Source organism: Streptomyces sp. NBC_00078 (genome assembly GCF_026343335.1).
In the GTDB taxonomy this organism is placed as follows: domain Bacteria; phylum Actinomycetota; class Actinomycetes; order Streptomycetales; family Streptomycetaceae; genus Streptomyces.
Window position 1 is genome coordinate 3,084,412 of the sequence record NZ_JAPELX010000001.1, and the last position, 24,439, is coordinate 3,108,850.

A 24,439-nucleotide genomic window follows, 5' to 3' on the forward strand; every position below is an offset into this window, starting at 1 on the left:
CCATGACCACCACCACGACCACCGCCGCCGCGCCGGTGACGGGCGAGGAGGAGGGCCGCCGGCCACGCCGACGGACACGGCGCGGCCTCTCCCCCGGCAAGCCCTTCCCCGCCTCCCGGCTGATCGGCCCCGCCCTCCTCGTCGCCCTGTGGGCCGCCGCCTCCGCCGCCGGACAGCTGGACCCCGGCGCGATCCCCGCTCCCTGGACGGTCCTGAAAACGGCGGGCCGTCTGTGGACCGCCGGGACCCTGCCCACCGACATCCTGACCTCGCTGGAGCGCGCCGCGTACGGCTTCGCGATCGGCCTCACCGCGGGTGTCGTCCTCGCGCTGGCGTCCGGGCTCAGCCGGGTCGGCGAGGCGCTGATCGACGGGACGGTGCAGCTCAACCGGGCGGTCCCGACGCTCGGTCTGATCCCGCTGTTCATCCTGTGGCTGGGCATCGGCGAGACCTTCAAGATCGCGATTATCGCCATCGTCGTCTACATCCCGATCTATCTGAACACGCACGCCGCGCTGTCCGGCATCGACAGCCGTTTCGTCGAACTGGCCGAGGTGCAGGGCCTGTCGAGGCTCCAATTCGTCCGCCAGATCGTCATCCCCGGCGCACTGCCCGGATTCTTCGTGGGGCTCCGGCTCGGCGTGACCGGATCCTGGCTCGGCCTGGTGGTACTGGAGCAGATCAACGCCACCAGCGGCCTCGGCTACATGATGTTCCAGGCCCAGAACTACGGCCAGTCGGACGTCATCCTCGTCGGTCTTCTCGTCTACGGCGTCTTCGGCCTCATCTCCGACAGCGCGGTCCGTCTCGTCGAACGGAGGGTGCTGTCATGGCGCCGCACACTGAGCAGCTGACCCGGCCCGCCGTCCAGCTCAGGGGACTCACCCGGTCGTTCGACGGGCGCACCGTCCTCGACGGCATCGATCTGGACCTTCCGGCCGGACAGTTCACGGCCCTGCTCGGGCACAGTGGCTCCGGCAAGAGCACGCTGCTGCGCGCGATCGCGGGGCTGGACCACAAGGTCTCCGGGAGCGGCCAACTCGTCGCCCCGGACAGGGTGTCGGTGGTCTTCCAGGACTCCCGGCTGCTGCCCTGGCGCCGGATCCTGGACAACGTACTGCTCGGCCTGGACGGCAAGGACGCGGCTCAGCGGGGCCGCGAGGCTCTCGCCGAGGTGGGTCTTGAAGGCCGTGAACGCGCCTGGCCCAACGAGCTGTCCGGCGGTGAGGCGCAGCGTGCCGCGCTCGCCCGGTCCCTCGTGCGTGAGCCCGAACTCCTGCTGGCGGACGAACCGTTCGGGGCGCTGGACGCCCTGACCCGGATCAGGATGCACGGCCTGCTCAGGGAGCTGTGGCAGCGCCACCGTCCCTCCGTGCTGCTCGTCACCCACGACGTGGACGAGGCGGTTGCCCTCGCGGACCGGGTGCTGGTGCTTGAGCGGGGGCGGATCGGGCTCGACCTGGCCATCGATCGTGATGCGGGTGCGCGTGGTGAGTACCGGGCGCGGTTGCTCGCGGCGCTGGGTGTGACCGAGGACGTCAGGTGATCCTCGGTCCCGCCGTTTCTGGGGGCTGCCGCCCCCAGACCCCCGCTTCGGCCTGAACGGCCTCGTCCTCAAACGCCGGACGGGCTGAAAGTCCGTCCCCCCTCCGGCGCGTGCGACCTCGTCCGCAGACACCGAACAGACCGAAGACCTGCCCCCTCCGGCGCGACCCGCCTCGTCCGCAGACGCCGGACCGGCTGAAAGTCCGTCGCCCTCCGGCGCGTGCGGCCTCGGCCGCAGACACCGAACGGACCGAAAATCCGCCCCCTCCGCCATGTCCCGCCTCGTCCTCAAACGCCGGACCGGCTGACAACGGCCGAAAACGGCTGAAGATCTGTTGCAAAGGACCATCCATGCCCCGGCAACTCCACCTCAACGCCTTCCTCATGAACACCGGCCATCACGAGGCCTCGTGGCGGCTGCCCGAGAGCGATCCCTTCGCCCACGTCGAGCTGTCCCACTACGTGCGGCTGGCGAAGACCGCCGAACGCGGCACCTTCGACTCACTGTTCCTCGCCGACGGGCCGCAGCTGTGGAGCAACCTCGCCCAGCGCCCCGCCGGTGCCCTGGAGCCGCTCACCCTGCTGACCGCGCTGGCGACGGCCACCGAGCACATCGGGCTGATCGCCACCGCCTCCACCTCCTACAACTCGCCCTACAACCTGGCCCGCAAGTTCGCCTCCCTGGACATCATCAGCGGCGGCCGGGCGGGCTGGAACATCGTCACCACCGCCGGTGCCGAGGCGGCCCGCAACTTCGGTCTGGAGCACGAGCCCGCGCACGCCGAACGGTATGCACGAGCCGCGGAGTTCCTGGATGTCGCCGTCAAGCTCTGGGACAGCTGGGAGGACGACACGGTCGTCGGCGACAAGGCGGCCGGCGTCTGGGGCGACGACGCGAAGATCCATCCGCCCCGGCACAGGGGGACCTACTTCAGCGTCGAGGGGCCCCTCAACGTCCCGCGCTCACCGCAGGGTTACCCGCTGCTCGTGCAGGCGGGGTCGAGCGAGGACGGCAAGGCGTTCGCGGCCCGGTACGCGGAGGCGGTGTTCACCGCGCAGCAGACCCTCGCGGACGCGCAGGCCTTCTACGCCGACCTCAAGTCCCGTACGGCGGCGGCCGGCCGGGATCCCGAGCACATCAAGGTGCTGCCCGGGATCGTGCCGGTCATCGGGTCGACGGAGGCCGAGGCGCGCGCGAACGAGCGGGTCCTGGAGGACCACATCGTGTACGCGCACGGGGTGCACCGCCTGGAGAGCCTCCTCCAACTACAGCCCGGCACCCTGGAGTTGGACGGTCAGCTGCCCGCCGGACTGCCGTCCGAGGACGCCATCGAAGGCGCCAGGAGCCGCTACACGCTCGTCGTCGAACTCGCCAGGCGTGACCGTCTCACCGTCCGGCAGCTGATCGGCCGGCTCGGCGGCGGGCGCGGCCACCTCACCTTCGCGGGAACGCCCGAGCAGGTCGCCGACGCGATCGGGACGTGGTTCACGCAGGGTGCCGCGGACGGCTTCAACATCATGCCCGCCGTCCTGCCGTCCGGCCTGGAGACCTTCGTCGAACACGTCGTCCCGATCCTGCGCGCCCGGGGGCTGCTCCGCGAGGAGTACGGCCCGCGGCAGACCCTCCGGGAGCGCTACGGCCTCCCCCGCCCCGCCAACCAGCACGTCACCACCGCCCCCGCACCCGTCCTCGTCTGAAAGGGACCGCTCATGTCCGGCATCGAAATCCACAAGGTCACCGCGCACATCGGAGCCCGGGTCTCCGGCGTCGAGATCTCCAAGCCCCTCGACGAGGAGACGGTCGTCGCGATCCGCGAGGCCCTGGGCGTCCACAAGGCCCTCGTCTTCGACGACGTGAACCTGGACGACGAGGGCCAGCAGGCCTTCGTCCGCCACTTCGGCGACATCACCACCGCCCATCCGACGGTGTCGTCCGTGGACGGCGTCCCGAACGTCCTGCCCGTCGACAGCGAGCGGGGCCGCGCCGCCAACAACTGGCACACCGACGTCACGTTCGTCCTGAACCCGCCGCAGGCCAGCACCCTGCGCAGCATCAAACTCCCGCCGTACGGCGGTGAGACCCTGATCGCCAGTTCCGCGGCCGCCTACCGTCAGCTGCCCGAATCGCTGCGGCAGCTCGCGGACACGCTGTGGGCCGAGCACACCAACGACTACGACTACGCCGTACCGGACGAGGAGGTCGACGAGCAGCTCGCCGCCCAGCGCGCCCAGTTCACGTCGATCAAGTACCGCACGGTCCATCCGGTGGTCCGCGTCCACCCGCTCACCGGTGAACGCGGCCTGTTCATCGGCGGGTTCGCGCAGCGGATCGTGGGCCTGTCGCCGGCCGAGGGACGCAAGATCCTCGACCTGCTCCAGGCATACGTCACCCGGCCGGAGAACATCCTGCGCCACCGCTGGTCCGAGAACCAGCTCGTGCTGTTCGACAACCGCATCACCCAGCACTACGCCGTCGACAACTACGACGGTCTGCCGCGCCGTCTGCACCGGGTGACCGTCGCCGGTGACGTGCCGGCCGGCGTCGAGGGCAAGGAGAGCTACTCGATCGAGGGGGACGCCTCGCACTACACCTCCGTAGCCGCGTAGTCACCCCTCGCGACAGGCGCGTCCGGATCCTGGGCGGCCTCCCTTCGCGAGCGGGGAGGCTGCCCAGACTGTGGGCGTTTTGCCCATCTACTGCACTGGACGAGCCGCGCCCATGCCGAACAGCACCACCAGGGTCGAGACACCGCCGCAGGCGGACGACGCCCCTCTGTCCCACAGCCTCAAGCAGCGTCACCTGTCGATGATCGCCCTGGGCGGCGTCATCGGCGCGGGCCTGTTCGTGGGCTCCGGCGCCGGGATCGCCGCCGCCGGCCCCTCCATCGTCATCGCCTACGCCCTCTCCGGCCTGCTCGTGATGCTGGTGATGCGGATGCTCGGCGAGATGTCGGCCGCGTACCCCTCCTCGGGCTCCTTCTCGGCGCACGCGGAACGCGCCGTCGGCCCCTGGGCGGGCTTCACCGCGGGCTGGTCCTTCTGGGTGCTGCTGTGCACCGCCGTGGGCCTGGAGGGCATCGGGGCCGCGAAGATCGTGACGGGCTGGCTGCCGGGGACCCCGGAGTGGGCGTGGGTGGCCCTCTTCATGGTCGTCTTCTGTGCCACGAACCTCGCGGCGGTGAAGAACTTCGGCGAGTTCGAGTTCTGGTTCGCGGCCCTGAAGGTCGGCGCGATCGGTCTGTTCCTGGTACTGGGCGTGCTGGCGATCGCCGGCGTCCTGCCCGGCACGAACAGCCCCGGCACCTCGAATCTCACCGAGTTCCTGCCGCACGGCAGCGAGGGCCTGATCATCGGCGTCCTCGCCTCGATCTTCGCGTACGGCGGCCTGGAGACGGTCACCATCGCCGCGGCCGAGTCGGAGGATCCGGTGCGCGGCGTGGCGAGCGCCGTCCGCACCGCCATGTGGCGCATCGCGCTCTTCTACGTCGGCTCGATGGCGGTCATCGTCACCCTGGTCCCCTGGAACTCGAAGGAGGTCGTCGAGAAGGGCCCGTACGTCGCCGCCCTCGACCACCTCGGCATCCCCGGCGCCGGTCAGCTCATGAACGTCGTCGTCCTGGTCGCCCTCCTGTCGGCGATGAACGCGAACATCTACGGCTCCTCGCGCATCGCCTACTCGCTGGTGCGGCGCGGCCAGGGCCCGAAGGCGCTGGGCCGGGTGTCGGGCGGAGTGCCGCGGGTCGGCGTCCTCGTCTCCTGCGTCTTCGGCTTCGCGTGCGTACTGCTGAGCTACTGGCGGCCGGACGACGTCTTCCCCTGGCTGCTCAACATGATCGGCGCGGTGATCCTGGTCGTCTGGATCCTCATCGCCGTCTCGCAGCTGCGGCTGCGCGCCCGGCTGAACCGGGAGGCGCCACAGAAGCTGGTCGTCCGCATGTGGGCGTACCCGTGGCTGACCTGGGTCGCGCTGGCGGCGATGGCGGCGATCTTCGTCCTGATGGCCCGGGATCCGGGCACCCGCACCCAGCTCTACTACACCGGCGCGATGACCGCCGTCCTCGCGGCCGTCGGGTACGCCCGGCAGCGGGCGCGCGCCAGGACCTGACACTCCGCCTGCACCGAAAGACCCCCGTGACGCACTCACCGGGGTCTTTTTGTTGCTAGCCTGTACTTGCAACCTATGTGCAATAAGAGGCCGGAGGGGAACCGTCCATGCCCGTCTACACACTGCCCGAACTGCCGTACGACTACTCCGCGCTCGCCCCCGTGATCAGCCCCGAGATCATCGAGCTGCACCACGACAAGCACCACGCGGCGTATGTGAAGGGCGCGAACGACACGCTGGAGCAGCTCGCGGAGGCGCGGGACAAGGAGCAGTGGGCGGCGCTGAACGGGCTGGAGAAGAACCTGGCGTTTCATCTGTCCGGGCACATCCTGCACAGCGTCTACTGGCAGAACATGACCGGCGACGGCGGCGGCGAGCCGCTCGCGGCGGACGGTGTGGGCGAGCTGGCGGACGCGATCGCCGAGTCGTTCGGCTCCTTCGCCGCCTTCAAGGCCCAGCTGACCAAGGCCGCCGCGACCACGCAGGGCTCGGGCTGGGGCGTTCTCGCCTACGAGCCGTTGAGCGGGCGTCTCGTCGTCGAGCAGGTCTACGACCACCAGGGCAACGTCGGGCAGGGCGCGGTGCCGATCCTCGTCTTCGACGCCTGGGAGCACGCCTTCTACCTGCAGTACCGGAACCAGAAGGTCGACTTCATCGACGCCATGTGGGCCGTCGTCAACTGGCAGGACGTGGCCCGGCGTCACGAGGCCGCGAGGTCCCGGGCCAACGTGCTGCTGGCTCCCTGAGAGCCCCCCGAGCGTCCTGCCTCGTGATCGTCTTCTCACCCTTCACCTGGCAGGCGGAATGACGGAAGCCCCCGCGAGGACATGACTCGCGGGGGCTTCCCATGCTGCTACGGCTTTCGTCCGAGGCCACCGTGCTGGCCGATCGGTGCGGTCGCCGCACCCGGCTCCGGGCGCCACAGGGGGACGGACACGATGCCCGGTTCCACCAGCTCCAGCCCGTCGAAGAAGGCCGTGATCTGCTCCACCGGGCGCAGGAAGTACGGCACCGCGCCCGTTTCGTTGTAGGCGTCCTGGGCCCGCTCGTACTCGGGGTCGGTGCCGCGTGAGCCCTCGTTGAGGGAGAGGTAGCTGCCGGAGGGCAGGCCGGCCAGCAGGCCCCGGACCAGGTCGCGGGCCTGGTCGTAGTCGGGGACATGGCCGAGGATGCCGCTGAGGATCAGTGCGGTCGGCCGCGTGAGGTCGAGGGTCCTGCCGGCCGCTTCGAGGATGCGCTCGTGCTCGTACAGGCTCAGGTCCTCGTACGCCGTCACGCCCTCGGGCGTGGAGGTGAGCAGGGCACGGGCGTGGGTGAGGACCAGCGGGTCGTTGTCCACGTAGACGATCTTCGCCTCGGGGGCGTGGCGCTGGGCGACCTCATGGGTGTTGTCGACGGTCGGCAGACCGGTCCCGACGTCCAGGAACTGCCGTACGCCCGCCTCCGTGACGAGATAGCGGATGCTGCGTCCGAGGAAGGCGCGGCTGCTGCGGGCGATGGTGACGATGCCGGGGAAGACGGCGGTGTAGGCGTCACCGGCCGCCTCGTCCACGGGGTAGTTGTCCTTGCCGCCGAGCCAGTAGTTCCAGATCCGGGCCGAGTGCGGCACGGAGGAGTCGATGTCCGTCATACGGTCATCCTCCTACGCCTCGTCCGGCTCGCACGGCACGTTCAGCGAGATCAGCCCAACCGACGCGACATCCATACGGAGTTCGGTGACCGCGGCGTTCCGCAGCTGCGGGAGGACACGGCGGTAGTCGGCGAGCGGGACGGACAGCAGACCGCACAGGACCAGCCGGAGCAGGGTGTTGTGGGCGACGACCAGGACGCGTCCGCCGTCGTGGGCGGCGGCGATGCGGTGCAGGGCGGCGGCCCCCCGGGCGGCGGCAGCTCTCGGGTCCTCGGAGCCCGGGAACGGGTGGGCCACCGGGTCGGCACGGAAGGCCTCCGCCGCCTTCGGGTCCTCTCGCGCGAACTCGGCGAGCGTCCGGCCCTCCATCACCCCGAATCTGCTCAGGATCGCTGCGGCCATGGCCGGGCGCGTCTCCGTTCGCGTCAACTGCCGTCTACGCTTCGGCGCGAACGATCAGCGTGCCGATGTGGCCCGGTGTCGGCGCGTCGATGACGCGGGCCTCTGCCGAAGCGAAGCCCGCCCGGCTCAACAGCCGCTCCCACACGGCCGGACGGTAGCTGTAGCGGTAAGTGAACATGGCCCTGCCCGCAAACCCCCCCTTGTACATGCCCTGCGGGCCGTAGGCCCCGGGGATCGCCGACGGCTGAGAGAAGGCGAAGACGCCGCCGGGGTTGAGGCATTCCCGTACGAGGGGGAAGAGCCGACCCGGGTCCGCGAACCAGGCCGCGCCGAAGATGGAGTACACGGTGTCGTACCGGTCGGTGCATGCGGCGAGGTACTCAAGGACTTCCCCGCAGGTGAAGGTGGCCCCGGTACCGGCCCACCGGCTGCTGGTCTTCTTCACCATGACGGGCGAGAGGTCGACGCCGTGGGCGGTGACGCCGCCCATCGCCAGGTATGCGAGAGCGCGGCCGGTACCACAGCCGATCTCCAGCACACTGCGCGGGCTGCCGAGCAGCTCCGGTCCCGGGCCGTGACCGGGGTACTGGGTCCAGCAGAACACCGGCTCGGCGTCGTCCTTGAAGGCGGACTCCGCAAAGGTGTCCCACAGTTCGGTCTCGGCAGCGACGTCGTGCGGTACGGGCACAGCGTGTTCCTCTGCGTGGTGTCGGGATGCGGAACCCCGCCCTTGGCGGGGAACGCGAAGGGCGAGGCGACTGTAGTGGCTCAGTGGCTGTCGGGGACCTTGTTGTCGCACGGCGAGCAGTCGGCCCCGTCGATGGCCCACAGTTCCTCGTCGATGCCGAAGCCGATCGACTTCAGGAAGTCCGCGCTGCTCAGGCACAGGCCGTCGCGACGACGCTCAATGAACGGGGCGTGGTGCTTGTAGGCGCCGCCGTTGTACAGGCGGCAGATACCCCACCACACTGGTGTGTCGAGGATCAGCTGGTGGACCCCGATGTCGACGAGCTTGCCGACGCCGAGATGGACTTCCGGATGCTCGATGCAGCCGATGGTGTACATGACGGCGTTGCCCAGGATCCGTTCGGCCATGTCGCGGACCATCGTGTGATCGCGAAGTAGGAGGGCGATCTCGCGGTCCCACAGGCTGAGGTCGGCGTCGAAGACGTTCGCCGTCAGCTCCGTGATGTGCGGGCTGACGGCATTGAGTAGTTCCCGCGGGTCCCTCGTGCCCGTGCCGACTGGTTGTTCGAGGGTGACGGTCATTGACGTTCCCTTCTGGGTAGTCCTGCCGTGCTTGGTGGAGGGCCCGCCCGGGCGCTTGGCCTGTCCAGAGCTGGGGCTCGGAGCGGGGGCCTCGGGGGACCCCACCCGCCATGATTTCCGGACCTCGGCGGGAGGGGCGATCGGGATGCGACCCTGACCCTGCGGTCGCCATGGGGCCCCGGTGACCGGGGCGGTTTTGATGCCGGTCAGCGCGTCCAGCGCAAGCGGTTGACGCAGGCGGCATGGATGCGCCCGGACGCGGCAGCTCCTCCGGAGGGGCTCACCCCGCCGTACGGCAGGTCCCCCTCCTCCGGTGGGATCGGTCTGTCGCAGGCGAGACACATGGTGATTCCAGTGAGCGTCTCGTCGTGGTCGCACAGAGCTATCACCGAGCGGGCGAGCTTCTTGACGCGTTCGTGTTCGCCCATCAGTCCGGCGCGTTCGACCAGGGTGAGGCGACGTCGCGCCTCGCCGACGCCGGCCATGGCCACCCCCACGAGGATGTCGTGAGGCCTCTGTGACTCGATGCGCTCGATCTCCTCGATCAGCGTCCACAGGTCACCGCTGAACCGCATGCTGTGGTGCTTGATGAACTCGTAGCGAGGCAGAACGTCGAGGGCCAGATACTCGGCCGCCGCCTTGCGCAGTGCCTGTGTGTCAACGACGGCCTGCTCGCCGGTCTTCATCGAGCCGCCTCTGTCTGACGATGCAAGGGGCACTTGCAGGGCGGCAGTTGGGTGCCGATCCCCTCCAGGGGCGGCATGTGTCCGTGGGTGACGCTCACGGTGGCGCGGGAATGTGTGATCGTGCCGTCGAGGGTGACCGCGTACACCCTGATGGTCATCTTGCCCCGCGTGCGCCGCCGGGGCGGGGCGGTACCGTTCGTCATGTCGACGCTCCCTCTCAGCTTTGAGCGTTGGCCAGGCCCGGGGCCGTTCGCGCGGTCGCCGGGTTTTGCCTTGAAGCGATGGAGGCGGCGCATGGTGCTCCGGCGAAGTGCCCGGTGAGCTTGCGCGCTGCCTCCTCGCCCTTGTTTGACCAGCTGTGAGTACAGCGTGACGCTGAGAGAAGGGTGGAACGCTCACGGTTTCGTGAGCGTTGTGAGCGTGACCTACAGGCCGATCCAAGAAGCCATGTGGTTGAGCGTGTCCGGTGTCCGACGAGCGAGATGCACCAGACCGGTGATCGTCTCCCGTGCGCCCGGGTGATAGCGGGTCTGCTCCGGGGCCATCCTGCGAGCGTCGACCAGATGCTCAAGCGCCTTGTCGGTGTGCCCGGTCTCCATTTCTGCGCGGGCACGGTCGATCAGGAAGTGCGCGCGCCGCGACGTGGCGAGCTGCATGGGCAGCTTCATCTTGCGCGCCTGCTTCAGGGCGTCGTCGTACTGGCGCATCTCAACTGCCGCGGACATCTTGTGCAGGGCGACGTTGGCGGGGCCGAACGACAGCCAGTGCACGTCGGAGGCGTCTCCGATGCGCTTCGCGACACGGTGCGCTTCCTCGATGTGCAGATTCACGGCGGTCTTTTCCCCCGCCCGCGCGGAGATGACCGAGGCACCCAGGTGCAGCTGCCCGGCCACCGCCAGCGCCTCGCGGGTCTCCTGCGCCTGCCCGACCAAGCTCTGACCGGAGGCGACGAGCCGCTGCCCGATCCGGTACTCGCCCTCGCGGAAGTAGACCAGGGCACGCATATATTGACGCACGGCAGCCAGGCATGGGTCCGAGGCGCGTTGTGCAGCCCAGTCCATGCGGTCCAGAGCCACCCCCGACAGATCGTAATAGCCGAGCTTGACGCTGATGTCGTGCGCGGTCCGGTAGGTGGAGGCCAGCGCCTGCCACAGCTCCGTCGACGACTCCGACCAGGCTGTGTGGGTGAGTTCCGCGATCAAGCCGGGCAGCCTGCGGGCCGCATTGCGCAGGTGCGTCGCCCTGACCGCTACGCACAGCTGGTCTGCCCCGGCGATGAGCTGCTCCGCCGGCTGCGTATGGAGATCGGGGTTGGGGCCGAGGTCGTACAAGTCCAGGGCTTCACGGATCGGCCTTACGAGTTCGGAGAGGCGGTCGCGCTGCAACTCGGTCACGTACGGTTGCCCGGTGAGCACGGTGACATCGATGTTGAGGGCCCTGGCGCAGGCGGCCACGAAGTCTGCTGTCGCCGGACGGGCTCCGCATTCCACCTGGTTGAGCAGGCTGTAGGAGTAGGACAGCGAGTCGGCCAGTTGGCGTTGAGTGAGCCTGGCGAGTCTGCGCTGTTCCTTGATACGTGCGCCCGTGTGGTTGTCGTCCAGTGGGGGCATCCTGGTCTCCGTTCTGAGCACCCATTTGGGACAGTACCCGCGCCCGGTCGCGTGGGTGCATCCTGCCGCCCTCGACTCCTCTGTGAGTGGGGGCGGTTGTGTGTGGTCGGATGGGTCCATGACGACGCACGTGCTCTACCTGTTCGGTTCCGCCGCGCCGCCGGTCTTCGACGTCGCGACAGTGATCCAGGACGCCCGGTCCCGGGGGTTTGACGTCTGCCTCGGGCTCACCCCGACTGCGGCCCGGTGGCTGGAAGCCCAGCTTCCCGAACTGGAGAGGCTGACCGGGCATCCTGTGCGCAGCGAGTACAAGCTGCCGGGCGAACCCGACGTGTGGCCGAAAGCAGATGTGATCGCGGTGGCCCCAGCCACCTTCAACACGGTCAACTCGTGGGCACTCGGCCTCACCCACGATTTCGTGGTCGGCGTCGTCGCCGAGGGCATCGGCAAGGGCATCCCGGCCGTCATGATGCCGTGCGTGAACGCGGCGTACGTGCAGCACCGCCAGTTCGGGCGGAGCGTCGCCGAGCTGCGCGCCATGGGGGTCCAGATGCTCTATGGCGAAGGTGGCTTCGTCCCGAATCCGCCAGGCCAGGGCAAGCCGAAGGAATACCCATGGCATCTGGTCCTCAACGCTGCGGAGAAGATCGCACGCACCTGACCGGGCAACCCATGAGTGCAAAGGGGCCCCTTCCACCCGCGGGGGCTCCCCTGCTACGAGGAAGCCACGGGGACATTCAGCGAGATCAGCCCGACTGACCTGGTTGTCATGAGGAGTTCGGTGACCGCGGCGTTCCGCAGCTGCGGGAAGACACGGCGGTAGTCGGCGAGCGGGACGGACAGCAGACCGCACAGGACCAGCCGGAGCAGGGTGTTGTGGGCGACGACCAGGACGCGTCCGCCGTCGTGGGCGGCGGCGATGCGGTGCAGGGCGGCGGCCCCCCGGGCGGCGGCAGCCCTCGGGTCCTCGGAGCCCGGGAACGGGTGGGCCACCGGGTCGGCACGGAAGGCCTCCGCCGCCTTCGGGTCCTCTCGCGCGAACTCGGCGAGCGTCCGGCCCTCCATCACCCCGAAGTCGCATTCCCGCAGGTCGGGTTCGCGATGCGGGGCGAGGCCGAGGGCGCGGCAGGCGGGGTCGGCGGTGGCGGTCGCCCGGGAGACCGTGGACGTCCAGATCGCGTCGACGGGATGGGCCGCGGCCCAGCGGCCGAGGGCCCTTGCCTGCGCGCGGCCCGTGTCGGTGAGCGCCACGTCGCTCACCCCCGCGTAGCGGTTCTCGGCGTGCCAGACGGTCTGCCCGTGCCGGGCCAGCAGAAGGGTCGTACTCATGACGGCGAAGTATCCACGGTGAGCCTCCTGTGCGCGTGGGCCGCCACCGTCGGCGAAAGCCAGCCCCGTGCCGTCAGTTCGTCGACCAGGCGGGCGTACGGCTCGGCGAACAGGGCCGTGCGGCCGGGACGGGGTTCGAGGACCGAGCCGATGCGGACCATGCGTTCGGCGACGTCCGTCAGAGGGTCCGATCCCGTGCCGTGGGCGGCCAGTGCGGCCATGCCCAGGGCGGGTTCGGTCTGCTTCGGTACGCGGGCCGGCCGGCCGAGGATGTCGGCGCGCAGCTGGTTCCAGTACGGGCTGCGGGCGCCGCCGCCAGTGAAGGTGAGCGGGCCGTCCAGCGGCGCGCCGAGGTGGTCCAGATAGTCCAGGCAGAGCCGTTCCGCGAAGGCGACGCCCTGCAGCAGCGCGGCCCACAGGTCGGCGTCGCCGGCCGGCTCGCCCATCACCAGGGCGGAGGCGTCCGGCGCGAGGAACGGGAACCGTTCGCCGGGCGACACGAGGGGGTACGCCACCGCGCCCGAGGGCTCGTGGGCGGCCGCCCGTGCGTCCATCGTCGCCGGGTCGGCGCCCGCGAACGCGGCGGTCAGCACGCCCGCGCCCACGCTGGACGCCCCGCCGGGCAGCCAACTGCCGTCCGGCGCACGGTGGTTGTAGACCACGCCGGTGGCGTCGTGGACGGGGGTGACGGAGGCACCCTTCAGGACGAGCGTCGTACCGAGCACCGAGTTCCAGGAACCGGGACGCAGCGCCCCCGACGCGATCTGGGCCGCGCAGCCGTCGGTCATCCCGGCGATCACCGGTGTGCCGGCCGGGATGCCGGTGGCCTCGGCGGCGGCCCGGCAGACCTCGCCGAGGGGAGTCCCGGGGCGGACGACCTCGGGCAGGGAGGGTGCGTGGGGGACGGCCGGCCAGGCGTCGCGCTCCACGTCGTAGGCCGTCTTGAGGGCGTGGCTGGAATCCGTGGGGACGGGGTGGCCGACGAGGCGGGCGGTGACGATGTCGGGCTGGTGGGCGATGTGCCCGTGCCCATGGGTGCGCAACAGCCACAGGGCCTTGGGCAGCCCCCAGGTGTTCTGCACCGTGAGCCCCGCCCCGCGCAGCCGCTCGCCCTCGGCCCAGGCCCGCCCGTCGTCGTACATCAGCGCCGGGCTCACGGGCCACCCGGCCGCGTCCGTCAGCAGCACGGTCCCGGACGTCCCGCACACCGCGAGCCCGCCGACCCTGGCAGGCCGGTCCTTGAGCGCGGTCCGGGCCGCCGCGCACACCGCCGTCCACCACTGCCCCGGGTCCTGCTCGTGCCGTACTCCGTCGCGCCGCCCCTCCAACGGGGCCGAACCGGCGCCGAGGACCGTGCCGTCGGCGGTGACGAGCAGCACGCGGACGCTCTGTGTGCCCAGGTCGATCCCCAGCCACGCGTCACGCTCGTGTCCCATCCGGACCTCCCATGGATCGCGACCCGGCATGTGAACTTCTCACTCTGCACCGATATTTTCGCGTGCGCGAGGGATTGACGGTCATCTTCCGCCGTTACACCCTCTGTTAACGAGTCGACTCGACGTGTTAACCCACACAGCGCACCGGGCCCAACCCCACGCGGAGGTCACGGATGGACACGCACGCGCACGACCGCCGACGCTTCCTCGCCCTCACCGCGGGGGCCGCCGCGACCCCGTTACTCGCGGCCTGCGGCGCGGGCTTCGGCGGGGACGACAAGAAGAGCGACGGCTCGGCCGCCGACGACGTCACCGGCTCCTTCGACTGGAAACGGGAGAAGGGCACGACGGTCAAGGCGCTGCTCAACAAGCATCCGTACACGGACGCCCTGATCGCCGACCTGAAGTCCTTCACCGACAAGACCGGCATCAAGGTCGAGTACGACGTGTTCCCCGAGGACAACTACTTCGACAAGCTCACCGTCGACCTGTCCAGCGGTCGCGCCTCGTACGACGTCTTCATGCTGGGCGCGTACATGGTCTGGCAGTACGGGCCGCCGGGCTGGCTGGAGGATCTCGGGCCCTGGATGCGCAACTCCGCGGCCACCGGCGCCGAATGGGACCGGGCCGACTTCTTCCCCAGCCTCCTCCAGGCCGACCAGTGGTCGCTCAGGGCGGGCGCCCCGCTCGGCCGGGGCGGGCAGTACGCACTGCCGTGGGGCTGGGAGACGAACGTCGTCGCCTACAACACCGAGGTCTTCAAAAAGCTCGGCCTCAAACCGGCCGAGAGCTTCGACGAACTGCGCGAGATCGCCGGAGCCATCAAGAAGAAGGCTTCCGGGGCCGGTTACGACGGCATGTACGGGATCGCCGTGCGCGGGTCCCGCAGCTGGGCCACCATCCACCCCGGGTTCATGACCATGTACGCCCGCAACGGCCTGCACGACTTCACCGTGAACGGCGACAAGCTCAAGCCCGCCATGAACACCCCGGAGGCGATCGCCTTCACACAGGACTGGGCCCGCATGGTCAAGCAGGGCGGGCCGCCGTCCTGGACCTCGTACACCTGGTACCAGTGCTCCAGCGACCTCGGCGCGAAGAAGGCGGGCATGCTCTTCGACGCGGACACGGCCGCCTACTTCCAGGCGGTGAAGGGTGCCTCCCCCGCCTCCGGGAAGATCGCCTTCCACCCGGGGCCGAAGGGACCGGACGGCTCCCTCGCCACCAACATGTGGATCTGGTCGCTCGGCATGAACTCCAAGTCCCGGAAGAAGAGTGCCAGTTGGCTGTTCCTGCAGTGGGCGACCGGCAAGGAGCATCTGCTCAAGGCCGCCATCACCGGCAACCACATCGACCCGGTACGCAAGTCGGTCAGCCAGGACGCGGTCTACAAGGACAAGATGAAGCACCTGCCCGGCTTCATCGAGACCTTCGAGACGGTCGTCGACCAGACGAGGATCCAGTTCACCCCGCAGGCTCAGTTCTTCGACGCGACCACCAGCTGGGCCGCGGCCCTCCAGGAGATCTACGGCGGCAAGAACGCGAAGTCCGTGCTGAACGGCCTGGCGGGCGACCTCGCCTCCAAGGTGGGCTGAGCGGCGATGGGCTGGCGGCCGACCCTGCGCCCGTACGTCCTGATCGTCCCCGCGCTGCTGCTGACCTGCGGGATCCTCTATCCCTTCGGACTCGGGCTCTACTACACGCTGTTCGACTTCTCGGCGAGCAAACCGCGGCCGGACATGGTGCGGTTCCAGAACTACGAGACGGTCTTCACGCAGGACGCCTTCTGGAACTCCGCGTGGGTGACCGTGCTGTACGCCGTCGGGGCCGCCGCGGTCGAGACCGTGCTCGGGGTCGCCGTCGCCCTGCTGCTGCACCGTTCGTCGATCGTCGGCCGGGTGCTGGAGAAGATCCTCATCCTGCCGCTGATGATCGCCCCGGTGATCGCCGCGATCATCTGGAAGCTGATGCTCCAGCCGTCGGTCGGGGTGGTGAACCACCTGCTGAAACCCTTCGGGCTGGGCGGAGTCCAGTGGACGGACACCCCGACGGGCGCGCTGCTGTCGTCGATCGCCGTGGACGTCTGGGTCTACACCCCGTTCGTGGCGATCCTCGCCCTGGCCGGTCTGCGGTCGCTGCCCACCTCCCCCTTCGAGGCGGCGGCCGTGGACGGCGCGGGCTGGTGGTACACCTTCCGGCGGCTGACCCTGCCGATGCTGTGGCCGTACGTCCTGGTCGCGGTGATCTTCCGGTTCATGGACTCGCTGAAGGTCTTCGACATCATCTACGCCCTGACGGAGGGCGGCCCGGGCGACTCGACCGTCGTCCTGCAGATCCGTGCCTACCTGGAGGCGATCCGCTTCCAGCGCTACAGCTTCGGGATCAGCTACACGATCGTGCTGTGGGCCGTGGTGTACCTGGCCGCGATGGCGCTCGTACGCCATCTCGGCACGATCCAGCGGAAGGCGGCCGAGGCGAAATGACCGTCAAAAAACGCCTGTTGGGATGGCTGGCCGATGTCGCGCTCATCCTCTACTTCGTCTTCGCCCTGTTCCCGGTCGCCTGGATGGTGATCCTGTCCCTGAAGCCCGCGAACCAGCTCTTCAGCACCTACTTCTCCTTCACGCCGACCCTCGGCTCGTACCGGACCGTCCTCGGCGACAGCGAGGGCATCCCGTTCGTGCGGTTCTTCGTGAACAGCCTGGTGGTGTCGGTGGGGGCGGTCGTGCTGTCGCTGGTGGTCGGGCTGCCGGCGGCGTACGCGTCGGCCCGCTGGCGGTTCAAGGGCTCGGAGAACCTGATGTTCACGTTGCTGTCGTTCCGGTTCGCGCCCGAACTCACCGTGATCATCCCGCTGTTCGTGCTCTACCAGAAGCTCGGGCTGTTCGACACGTACGTCGGCATGATCTGGGTCCTGCAGCTCGTCACACTCCCGCTGATCGTGTGGATCATGCGGTCCTACTTCGCCGATCTGACACCGGAGCTGGAGCAGGCGGCCCTGCCGGACGGCTACACGCGCAAGCAGGCCTTCTTCAAGGTCGCCCTGCCGCTGGTCAAGCCGGGCATCGCGGCCGTGTCGCTGCTGGCCTTCATCTTCGCCTGGAACAACTTCGTCTTCCCGCTGATCCTCACCTCCAACGAGGCCCAGACGGTGACCGTGGGCGCCCTGTCCTTCCTCGGCGGCGACCGCCCCAAGTACAACCTCACGGCCGCGGCGGCGCTGGTGTCGGTCGTACCGCCCCTGCTGCTGGCCCTCACCATCCAGCGGTATCTGGTGCGGGGCCTTTCGTTCGGGGCGGTGAAGTCGTGATCGGGCTGCGGGGGATCAGAAAGGCGTACGGCCGGGTCACCGCCCTCGACGGGCTCGAACTGGACGTGTCCGAGGGCGAGTTCTTCTGTCTGCTCGGTCCCTCCGGTGCCGGCAAGACGACCACGCTCAAGACCGTCGCCGGGCTGGAACAGCCCGACTCCGGGACGGTCCTGCTCGACGGCAGGGACATGGCGGGCATCGAGCCGTACGACCGGGGTGTGGCGATGTGCTTCGAGAGCTACGCCCTCTACCCGCACCGCTCGGCCTACGACAACCTGGCCTCCCCGCTCCGCTCGCCACGCCACCGCCTGCCGGCCGCCGAGGCCCGCGACCGTATCGGCGCCATCGCCGAACTGCTGGGCATCAGCGCCCTGCTGGACCGCCGGGTCGGACAGCTCTCCAACGGCCAGCGCCAGCGCATAGCCCTCGGCCGGGTCCTGGTCCGCCCCGCCCGCGCCTTTCTCCTCGACGAGCCCCTCTCCCACCTGGACGCCAAACTCCGCCAGCAGATGCGCGCCGAGCTGAAGGCGATCGGAGCGGTACAGAACACGACGACTCTCTACGTCACCCACGACTCCCTGGAGGCGCTGGCGCTCGGCGACCGGATCGGGGTGATCCGGGACGGGCGGATCGTGCAGACGGGGACGCGGGAGGAGATCTGGTACCGGCCGTGCGACACGGAGGTGGCTCGGGCCTTCGGGCGGCCGCGGATCAATCTGCTGCCGGGGACGGTGACCGAGGACGGCGGCTTCCGGTCGGCGGACGGGAAGGTGGAGCTGCCGCTCCGGGCGAAGGCGCAGGCCGGCACGGACGTACTGGTCGGCGTGCGGCCCCGGGACATCGCGCTGAAGGGCGTCGCGGGCCACCAGCTCACCGGCACCGTCTACGTCACCGAGGTGCTCGGCCGTTCCGTGGAGGTGACGGTCCGGCTGGGCGGGCAGCACGCGTCGCTGGTCGCCCCGCGCGGCGACACGGCCGGGCTGCGTCCCGACGATCCGGTACGGCTGACCGTCCGGCCTGAGAACCTGCTGCTGTTCGAGGCCGACCGGCCTGGGCGTCCGGGACGACTGATCGGGACACGATGAGCAGCAACAACAGCGCACATCAGCAGGGGCCCGCGGCCCGCCGGGCCGCCATGGCCGAGCAGGTCCTGGCCGACGGCTCGGCGACCGCGGCCGAGCTCGCCGAACGCTTCGGGGTGAGCCTGATGACCATTCACCGGGACCTCGACGAGCTGGAACGGCAGGGCATCGTCAGGAAGTTCAGGGGTGGGGTGACCGCCCAGCCGTCCGGGGTCTTCGAGTCGAACGTGCAGTACCGGCTGAAGACCATGCGCGCCGAGAAGGCCGCCGTCGCCGAGCACGCGGTGAAGGCGATAGAGCCCGGCATGGCGATCATGCTGGACGACTCCACCTCCACCCTGGAGATAGCCCGCAGGCTCCGCCTCGGTGACATCACCCCGCTCACCGTCGTCACCAACTTCCTGGAGGCCATCAACCTCCTCTCCGACCAGCGGGGCATCCATCTGATGGCCCTGGGCGGGGAGTACGACCCGCTGCACTCCTCCTTCCTCGGCGTCTCCTGCGTCGAGGCCGTCCAGTCGCTGCGCGTGGACGTCTGCTTCGCCTCCACGTCGGCCGTGCACGGGGGCTATGCCTACCACCAGGAGCAGCACATCGTGTCCGTGAAGCGGGCGATGCTCGACTCGGCCGCCCGCAACGTCCTGCTGATCGACCACACCAAGCTCGCCCGGGTCGCCCTGCACCGGGTCGTCCCGCTGTCCCGCTTCGACCTGCTCCTCGTGGACGACGGGGCGTCGGCGGAGGCACTGCGGGACCTGGACGAGCACCAGGTCCGTTACGAGGTGTGCGCCACGACTGCCACCACAGCCACCACAGCCACGAGGGGCGGCGATGACCGAGCTGGAGCTACGTGATCTGCGCAAGACGTACCGGTCCCGGGGCCGGCCGCCGGTGGACGCCGTACGCGGCATCGACCTCGCACTGCACTCAGGGGAGCTGCTCGGGCTGCTGGGCCCCTCCGGCTGCGGCAAGTCCACGACCCTGCGGATGATCGCCGGCCTGGAGACCGTGACCGGCGGGGACATCGTGGTGGCCGGCAGGTCCGTGACCGGCCGTCCCGCACAGTCCCGCAACATGGGGGTCGCCTTCGAGAACTACGCGCTGTATCCCCCGCTGACGGTGGCGGAGAACCTGGCCTTCGGGCTGAAGGCGCGCAGGGGAAGCGCCCGGAGGGACGTGGCGCGCAAGGTCGCCGAGATCGCCGACCGCGTCGACCTCACCGGCATCCTCCACGCCCGCCCGGCGGGCCTGTCCAGCGGCCAGAAACAACGGGTCTCCCTGGCCCGCGCGCTCGTCCGCGAACCGGACGTACTGCTGCTGGACGAACCCCTCTCCCACCTCGACGCCACCCAGCGCGACACCACGCGCCGCGAACTCAAGCGCATCCAACGGGACTTGGGCCATACGACGATCCTGGTCACGCACGACCAGGAGGAGGCCCTCACCCTCGCCGACCGGATCGCCGTGATGAAGGACGGTGTCATCCAGCAGCTCGGCACGCCCTACGAGATCTACGACAGCCCCGCCAACGTGTTCGTCGCGGACTTCGTCGGCGAACCCGCGATCAACCTGCTCCCCGGCATCGCGGACCCGGACGGTCACGCCCGGCTGTCGGCCGCGGTACGGATCGCGCTGCCTCTGCCGGTGCCGGCCGGCCGCGAGGTCGTCGTCGGTATCCGCCCCGAGGACCTGCAGCTCACCGGCGACGAGGGCCTGCCCGCCCGGGTCGTCGCCCACGAACCCCTCCTGGAGGCGGGCATCGCCACCCTCGCCCTCGACGGCGTCGAGCACTCCCTCGTCGTCCTCACCGACCCCGAGGTGCGCCTCGCGCACGACGAGCCCGTACGGGTCACCGCCGACGCGCGCCTCACCCATGTCTTCGACGCCGAGACGGGAGACTCGCTGCGATGAGCGATCCGACGAGTGAGCCGACGAGCGGTCCGACGAGCGAACCCGTGCGCGAATCCGTGAGCGAACCCGTGCGCGTCGTCGCCGCCGGTGACCACTTCGTCCTGCCGTCGCTCATCACGGCGGCGATCGGCCGTGAAGCCGCCTGTGACGTGCGCGAACTGACCCTCGGCTGGCCGCTGGAACCCTTCGGCCCGGTCGCCGAGGTGACGGAGGCCAGTGACGCCGAGGAGGAGCTGATCGACTCACTCGCCGGCGCCCAGGTGCTGGTAACCCAGATGGGGCCGGTGACGGAACGCGTCCTGGCGGCCTGTCCTGATCTGCGGCTGGTCGTGGTGTGCCGGGGCGGCCCGGTCAACGTCAACCTGGACGCGGCCAAGCGGCACGGCGTCCGCGTCTGCTTCGCCCCGGGCCGCAACGCCGCCGCCACCGCCGAGTTCACCGTCGGCCTGCTCCTGTCGGCCCTGCGCCGCATCCCCCAGGCGCACACCCTCCTCGCAGGACAGGGGAGCTGGGAGGGGGCGACGTATTACACGTACGAGCACAGCGGTCTGGAGCTGGAGGACCTGCCCGTCGGGCTCGTCGGCTACGGCGCCGTGGGCAGCCGGGTGGCCCGCGCGCTGTGTGCCTTCGGCGCGCAGGTGATGGTGTACGACCCCTATGTGCGTGGCGAGATCCACGGTCTGCGGGTCGCCTCACTGAACGAACTCCTGCGCAGCTCCCGGGTGATCACGCTGCACGCGCGGCTCACGCCGCAGACGCGCGGCCTGATCGGCGCCCGTGAACTGGCGCTGCTGCCGCGGGGCGCGGTGGTCGTGAACGCGGCCCGCGGCCCGCTGCTCGACGAGGACGCGCTGTGCGACGCCCTGGAGAGCGGGCAGTTGTCGGCCGCCGCCCTCGACACCTACGTACAGGAGCCGCTGCCGGCGGACTCGCGGCTGCGCGCGCTCGCCGAACGCGTCGTACTGACCCCGCATCTGGGCGGCGCCTCGCGTGCGGTGGCGGAGAAGGCGGCGCGGATCGCCGCGGCGGAAGTGGGGCGCTGGGTGCGCGGGGAGGCGCTGGCGCACGCTCTGACCTGAGTGCCGGGAAGTGTCGTTCGTTCGTATGCAGCGCCGTCGGGGCTGGTCGCGCCCGCGCGGCGGAGCCGCACATCGGCTGTGACATCAGCCGCTGCCGCGGCGGGCCCCGGGCCCCTTGGGGCGCTGCCGGACCGCTAAGGAGAGCGCGTTATGTACGTCGGGATCGATGTGGGCACGTCCATGGTGAAGGCCGCCGCGTTCGACGCCGAGGGACGTGAACTGGCCGTCGAGGCACGCCCGGTGGGGCTCGCGCTGCACGGAGGCCTCGTCGAGCAGGACATGGAGGAGGTGTACGCGGCCGTCGTCGGCGTGCTGCAGGAGTTGACGGCGCGCGTGCCCGGGCCCGTCGAGCTGGCCGGCCTGACGGGGCAGGGCGACGGCGTGTGGCTGGTCGACAAGGAGGGGCGCCCGGTCCGCCCCGCGGCGTCGTGGATGGACGGCCGCGCCCATGAGCTGCTCGACCAGTGGCTGGCGGACGGCACCTTCGAGGCGGTGTTCCGGCGGACCGGGAGCGCCATGTTCCCGGGCTGCCCGGGCCCGCTGCTGGCCTGGTTCGACCGCTTCGAACCGCACTCCCTCGATGCCGCTGCCACCGCCCTGTACTGCAAGGACATGGTGTTCCGGCGGCTGACCGGCGCCCCGGCGACCACCGACGTGTCGGACGCGTCGATGCCGTTCCTCGACCCGCGCACGAGGGAGTACGACAACCGCGCGGTCGAGCTGCTCGGCCTCACCCACCGCCGCGGACTGCTCGCGCCCGTCGGCGACCCGATCACGACGGCCGAGACGCTCGGCGAGGGCCTGCCGTCGGGCACACGGCTCGCCAACGGCCCCTACGACCTCCCCTCCTGCGCCCTCGGCGCGGGCGTGACGACACCAGGGGACGGTCTGCTGATCGTCGGCACCTGCCTGGCCAGCCTGGTCGCGACGACCGACCTCGACCTGACGGGGGAGCCCGCCGGCCTGTACATCTCCACCGACCGACCCGGCCACCGGCTGCGCGCCATGCCCGCGATGGTCGGCACGGCGGCCCTGGACTGGGTGCTGTCGACCACCGGCGTCCACCACGAGGAGGTCGACGCACTGCTCGCCGAGGCGCCGCCCGGTGCGAACGGCGTGCGCGTCCTGCCGTACTTCGCCCCGTCGGGTGAGCGCGCCCCCTTCGTGGAACCGCGCCTGCGTGCCGAACTCACCGGTATCTCCCTGGAGTCGACGAAGGGCGACCTGATCCGCGCCACCTGCGAGGGCATCGGCTTCGCGGCCCGGCACTGCCTTGAGGCCGCCGGCCTCACGGGCACGCTCGCGGTCTGCGGCGGCGGCACCCGCAGCCCCGCGTGGATGCGGCTGCTCGCCGACGTCCTCGGCCGTCCGCTCAAGGTCGTCGAGGGTGAAGTGGGCGCGCGCGGTGCGGTGCTGGCGGCGGCCCAGCGGTACGGGGTCGCCCTGGACGCGTCCGCCTGGACCGAGCCGACGAGGGTGGTGGACCCGGACGCGGGACGGGCGGCGTACTACGCGAAGGCCTACGAGGACCATCTGTCCCGGCTCGCGGCGGCCCGGGGCCGGGCACGCGGGTGAACGACGCGACGACGAGGCGTTCGGTGCGGCGCCGGCCGGGAAGAGTCCGCGCCGCGGTGCCGGGGTGAACGATTTGAGGGACGATTTCGGGGACGATTCCAAGGCGCCTTCGCCGAGTACGCGCTGTACTACCGCCTGGGGGGTCGACGTGGGTGTGTGGCCGCCCGCGGCGGAGCCGCTGTCCGATACCGCCCGGAGCAGGCGGTGAGCGCGAGGAGAGGTTGATGACCGAGATCGAGCGGGAGTGCCCGACGTGCCGGAGCAGGCAGAGGTTCCGCCTGCTCACCAACGCGGAGAAGGCGGCCGTCCGTAAGAAGAAGGGCCCCCGCTTCTTCGTGGGCAACCTGTGGCGCTGCACGGCCAAGGGGTGCCTCTGGTACCAGCCGTACCTGAACCGGGGCGGGGGCGAGCGCCTTCCCGAGGAGTTCGGGGAGGCGGCCAAGGGCAGGTGACGGCGGGAGGACCCGGACGGCGCGAAGGCTCCGCGAGTACGTGTCTCGCGGAGCCTTCCGGTAGCCGGGCCTCCGGTGGATCGTGCCGTCATGGCGAATCCACGGAAGATGTACTGCGAGACCTGCCGCCACGACGAGGGGCACAGTCCGCTGACGAAGGACCAGCAGGACAAGCTCCGCGGCGCCACCGGGCGCAGGTACGTGGGCGACTTCTTCGTCTGCGACTGCGGGACCCTGCGAACCGGCCTGAACTCGTCCCCCTTCGACCGGCCCCGGCGGCTGCCCGACTGAGCCGCCCCGCTCAGGGGGTCACAGGTTGCTGAAGTCCGGTCCCGCCGTCCGTGTCCGCTTGATCTCGTAGAAGCCGGGGACCGAGGCGACAGCGAGGGTGCCGTCCCAGAGCCTGGCGGCCTCCTCGCCCTTGGGAGCCGGGGTGACGACGGGGCCGAAGAAGGCGATCTGCTCGCCGTCCGCACCGGGGACGGCGATGACCGGGGTGCCGACCTCCTGGCCGACCTTCTCGATGCCCTCCTTGTGGGAGGCGCGCAGCTCGGCGTCGAACTCGAAGTCCTCCTGGTCGGCGTAGTCGATCAGGTCGGCGGGCAGGCCGACGTCGGCCAGGGCGCCCACGATCGCCTCGACGGTCGGGCCCTCGCCCTGGTTGTGGATGCGGGTGCCGAGCGCCGTGTAGAGGGGGCCGACGACGTCCGCGCCGTGCTTCTGCCAGGCCGCGGTCACCACGCGCACCGGCTTCCAGGCCTTGGTCGCGAGCATCTCCCGGTACTGCTCGGGCAGCTCGTCGATCCGGTCCTCGTTCAGCACGGCCAGGCTCATGATGTGCCAGTGGACCGATATGTCCCGGACCTTCTCCACTTCCAGCACCCATCGGGAGGTCATCCAGGCCCAGGGGCACAGCGGGTCGAACCAGAAGTCGACGGGGGTCTTGGCGGACGACGTCGCGGTCTCGGACATGGCTCTCCTAGGAATACGGCCGTTTCCCAGGGCAACACCGGGCATC

At 70.2% G+C, this 24,439-nt stretch carries 26 protein-coding genes and 1 pseudogene; 17 read left to right on the forward strand and 10 right to left on the reverse strand.

What is annotated here, in order from left to right; all coding sequences use genetic code 11:
* Positions 1-2: 2 nt before the first annotated feature.
* The 6 genes from OOK07_RS14375 to OOK07_RS14400 all read left to right on the forward strand — a co-directional run bounded on the left by OOK07_RS14375 (position 3) and on the right by OOK07_RS14400 (position 6,396).
* The gene (locus tag OOK07_RS14375; RefSeq protein ID WP_266680352.1) at positions 3-854 is read left to right on the forward strand and encodes an ABC transporter permease; all 852 of its coding nucleotides are present in this window, start codon (positions 3-5) and stop codon (positions 852-854) included.
* Positions 830-1,546: an ABC transporter ATP-binding protein gene (locus OOK07_RS14380; protein WP_266680353.1), complete on the forward strand. Its 717-nt coding sequence runs from the start codon at positions 830-832 to the stop codon at positions 1,544-1,546. Before OOK07_RS14375 ends, OOK07_RS14380 begins: the two co-directional genes overlap by 25 nt.
* Positions 1,547-1,896: 350 nt before the next feature.
* Positions 1,897-3,243: an LLM class flavin-dependent oxidoreductase gene (locus OOK07_RS14385; protein WP_266680354.1), complete on the forward strand. Its 1,347-nt coding sequence runs from the start codon at positions 1,897-1,899 to the stop codon at positions 3,241-3,243.
* Between the two features lie 12 nt (positions 3,244-3,255).
* Positions 3,256-4,152, forward strand: coding sequence for a TauD/TfdA dioxygenase family protein (locus OOK07_RS14390; RefSeq protein ID WP_266680355.1), 897 nt, complete (start codon positions 3,256-3,258; stop codon positions 4,150-4,152).
* A 112-nt stretch (positions 4,153-4,264) separates the two neighbouring features.
* The gene (locus tag OOK07_RS14395; RefSeq protein WP_266680356.1) at positions 4,265-5,650 is read left to right on the forward strand and encodes an amino acid permease; all 1,386 of its coding nucleotides are present in this window, start codon (positions 4,265-4,267) and stop codon (positions 5,648-5,650) included.
* 107 nt (positions 5,651-5,757) lie between these two features.
* Positions 5,758-6,396, forward strand: a complete 639-nt coding sequence (locus OOK07_RS14400) for a superoxide dismutase (protein ID WP_266796796.1) — start codon at positions 5,758-5,760, stop codon at positions 6,394-6,396.
* 107 nt (positions 6,397-6,503) lie between these two features.
* Here the strand turns inward: OOK07_RS14400 and OOK07_RS14405 are convergent, their stop codons facing one another.
* The 7 genes and pseudogenes from OOK07_RS14405 to OOK07_RS14435 form a co-directional block, all read right to left on the reverse strand.
* Positions 6,504-7,280, reverse strand: coding sequence for an SAM-dependent methyltransferase (locus OOK07_RS14405; protein ID WP_266680358.1), 777 nt, complete (start codon positions 7,278-7,280; stop codon positions 6,504-6,506).
* 12 nt (positions 7,281-7,292) lie between these two features.
* Positions 7,293-7,658: pseudogene (locus OOK07_RS14410) on the reverse strand (histidine phosphatase family protein); the annotation flags it as partial.
* A gap of 58 nt (positions 7,659-7,716) precedes the next feature.
* Complete coding sequence (locus tag OOK07_RS14415) at positions 7,717-8,370, reverse strand: class I SAM-dependent DNA methyltransferase (RefSeq protein ID WP_266680359.1); 654 nt, start codon at positions 8,368-8,370, stop codon at positions 7,717-7,719.
* Positions 8,371-8,450: 80 nt separating this feature from the next.
* Positions 8,451-8,951, reverse strand: coding sequence for a hypothetical protein (locus OOK07_RS14420; RefSeq protein ID WP_266680361.1), 501 nt, complete (start codon positions 8,949-8,951; stop codon positions 8,451-8,453).
* Between the two features lie 206 nt (positions 8,952-9,157).
* The gene (locus OOK07_RS14425) at positions 9,158-9,637 is read right to left on the reverse strand and encodes a DUF6415 family natural product biosynthesis protein (RefSeq protein ID WP_266796797.1); all 480 of its coding nucleotides are present in this window, start codon (positions 9,635-9,637) and stop codon (positions 9,158-9,160) included.
* Positions 9,634-9,840, reverse strand: a complete 207-nt coding sequence (locus OOK07_RS14430; protein WP_266796799.1) for a hypothetical protein — start codon at positions 9,838-9,840, stop codon at positions 9,634-9,636. The genes OOK07_RS14425 and OOK07_RS14430 overlap by 4 nt, the downstream gene beginning before the upstream one ends.
* Before the next feature lie 222 nt (positions 9,841-10,062).
* The gene (locus tag OOK07_RS14435; protein WP_266680365.1) at positions 10,063-11,247 is read right to left on the reverse strand and encodes a helix-turn-helix domain-containing protein; all 1,185 of its coding nucleotides are present in this window, start codon (positions 11,245-11,247) and stop codon (positions 10,063-10,065) included.
* A gap of 118 nt (positions 11,248-11,365) precedes the next feature.
* On the opposite strand from OOK07_RS14435, the gene OOK07_RS14440 reads away from it, so the two are divergent.
* On the forward strand, positions 11,366-11,908 hold the full coding sequence (locus OOK07_RS14440) for a flavoprotein (protein ID WP_266680367.1): 543 nt from the start codon (positions 11,366-11,368) through the stop codon (positions 11,906-11,908).
* Between the two features lie 53 nt (positions 11,909-11,961).
* Here OOK07_RS14440 and OOK07_RS14445 read toward each other — a convergent pair whose 3' ends face one another.
* Together OOK07_RS14445 and OOK07_RS14450 are read right to left on the reverse strand one after the other, a co-directional pair.
* The gene (locus tag OOK07_RS14445; RefSeq protein ID WP_266796801.1) at positions 11,962-12,576 is read right to left on the reverse strand and encodes a histidine phosphatase family protein; all 615 of its coding nucleotides are present in this window, start codon (positions 12,574-12,576) and stop codon (positions 11,962-11,964) included.
* Positions 12,573-14,012 carry an FGGY-family carbohydrate kinase gene (locus tag OOK07_RS14450; protein ID WP_266796803.1) on the reverse strand — a complete coding sequence of 480 codons (1,440 nt, stop codon included), beginning with the start codon at positions 14,010-14,012 and terminating at the stop codon, positions 12,573-12,575. The genes OOK07_RS14445 and OOK07_RS14450 overlap by 4 nt, the downstream gene beginning before the upstream one ends.
* Before the next feature lie 173 nt (positions 14,013-14,185).
* Between OOK07_RS14450 and OOK07_RS14455 the strand changes: the two genes are divergently transcribed.
* From OOK07_RS14455 to OOK07_RS14500, 10 genes are all read left to right on the forward strand, one after another.
* Positions 14,186-15,607, forward strand: coding sequence for an ABC transporter substrate-binding protein (locus OOK07_RS14455; protein ID WP_266796805.1), 1,422 nt, complete (start codon positions 14,186-14,188; stop codon positions 15,605-15,607).
* A gap of 6 nt (positions 15,608-15,613) precedes the next feature.
* A complete protein-coding gene (locus OOK07_RS14460; protein ID WP_266796807.1) occupies positions 15,614-16,495 on the forward strand; it encodes a carbohydrate ABC transporter permease in 882 nt (293 codons plus the stop codon).
* Positions 16,492-17,322, forward strand: a complete 831-nt coding sequence (locus OOK07_RS14465; protein WP_266796808.1) for a carbohydrate ABC transporter permease — start codon at positions 16,492-16,494, stop codon at positions 17,320-17,322. Before OOK07_RS14460 ends, OOK07_RS14465 begins: the two co-directional genes overlap by 4 nt.
* Positions 17,319-18,407, forward strand: coding sequence for an ABC transporter ATP-binding protein (locus OOK07_RS14470; protein ID WP_266796810.1), 1,089 nt, complete (start codon positions 17,319-17,321; stop codon positions 18,405-18,407). The genes OOK07_RS14465 and OOK07_RS14470 overlap by 4 nt, the downstream gene beginning before the upstream one ends.
* The gene (locus OOK07_RS14475; protein WP_266796811.1) at positions 18,404-19,258 is read left to right on the forward strand and encodes a DeoR/GlpR family DNA-binding transcription regulator; all 855 of its coding nucleotides are present in this window, start codon (positions 18,404-18,406) and stop codon (positions 19,256-19,258) included. The genes OOK07_RS14470 and OOK07_RS14475 overlap by 4 nt, the downstream gene beginning before the upstream one ends.
* A complete protein-coding gene (locus OOK07_RS14480; RefSeq protein ID WP_266796813.1) occupies positions 19,236-20,315 on the forward strand; it encodes an ABC transporter ATP-binding protein in 1,080 nt (359 codons plus the stop codon). Before OOK07_RS14475 ends, OOK07_RS14480 begins: the two co-directional genes overlap by 23 nt.
* A 56-nt stretch (positions 20,316-20,371) precedes the next feature.
* Positions 20,372-21,394 (forward strand): 2-hydroxyacid dehydrogenase, encoded by a 1,023-nt coding sequence (locus OOK07_RS14485; protein WP_266801948.1) that lies wholly within the window; start codon positions 20,372-20,374, stop codon positions 21,392-21,394.
* Between the two features lie 150 nt (positions 21,395-21,544).
* Positions 21,545-22,969, forward strand: a complete 1,425-nt coding sequence (locus OOK07_RS14490) for an FGGY-family carbohydrate kinase (RefSeq protein ID WP_266796815.1) — start codon at positions 21,545-21,547, stop codon at positions 22,967-22,969.
* Positions 22,970-23,193: 224 nt separating this feature from the next.
* A complete protein-coding gene (locus OOK07_RS14495; protein WP_266796817.1) occupies positions 23,194-23,421 on the forward strand; it encodes a hypothetical protein in 228 nt (75 codons plus the stop codon).
* A gap of 90 nt (positions 23,422-23,511) precedes the next feature.
* Positions 23,512-23,712 (forward strand): hypothetical protein, encoded by a 201-nt coding sequence (locus OOK07_RS14500; RefSeq protein ID WP_266796819.1) that lies wholly within the window; start codon positions 23,512-23,514, stop codon positions 23,710-23,712.
* An 18-nt stretch (positions 23,713-23,730) separates the two neighbouring features.
* Here the strand turns inward: OOK07_RS14500 and OOK07_RS14505 are convergent, their stop codons facing one another.
* Positions 23,731-24,393, reverse strand: coding sequence for a mycothiol-dependent nitroreductase Rv2466c family protein (locus OOK07_RS14505; protein ID WP_266796821.1), 663 nt, complete (start codon positions 24,391-24,393; stop codon positions 23,731-23,733).
* Positions 24,394-24,439 lie beyond the last annotated feature (46 nt).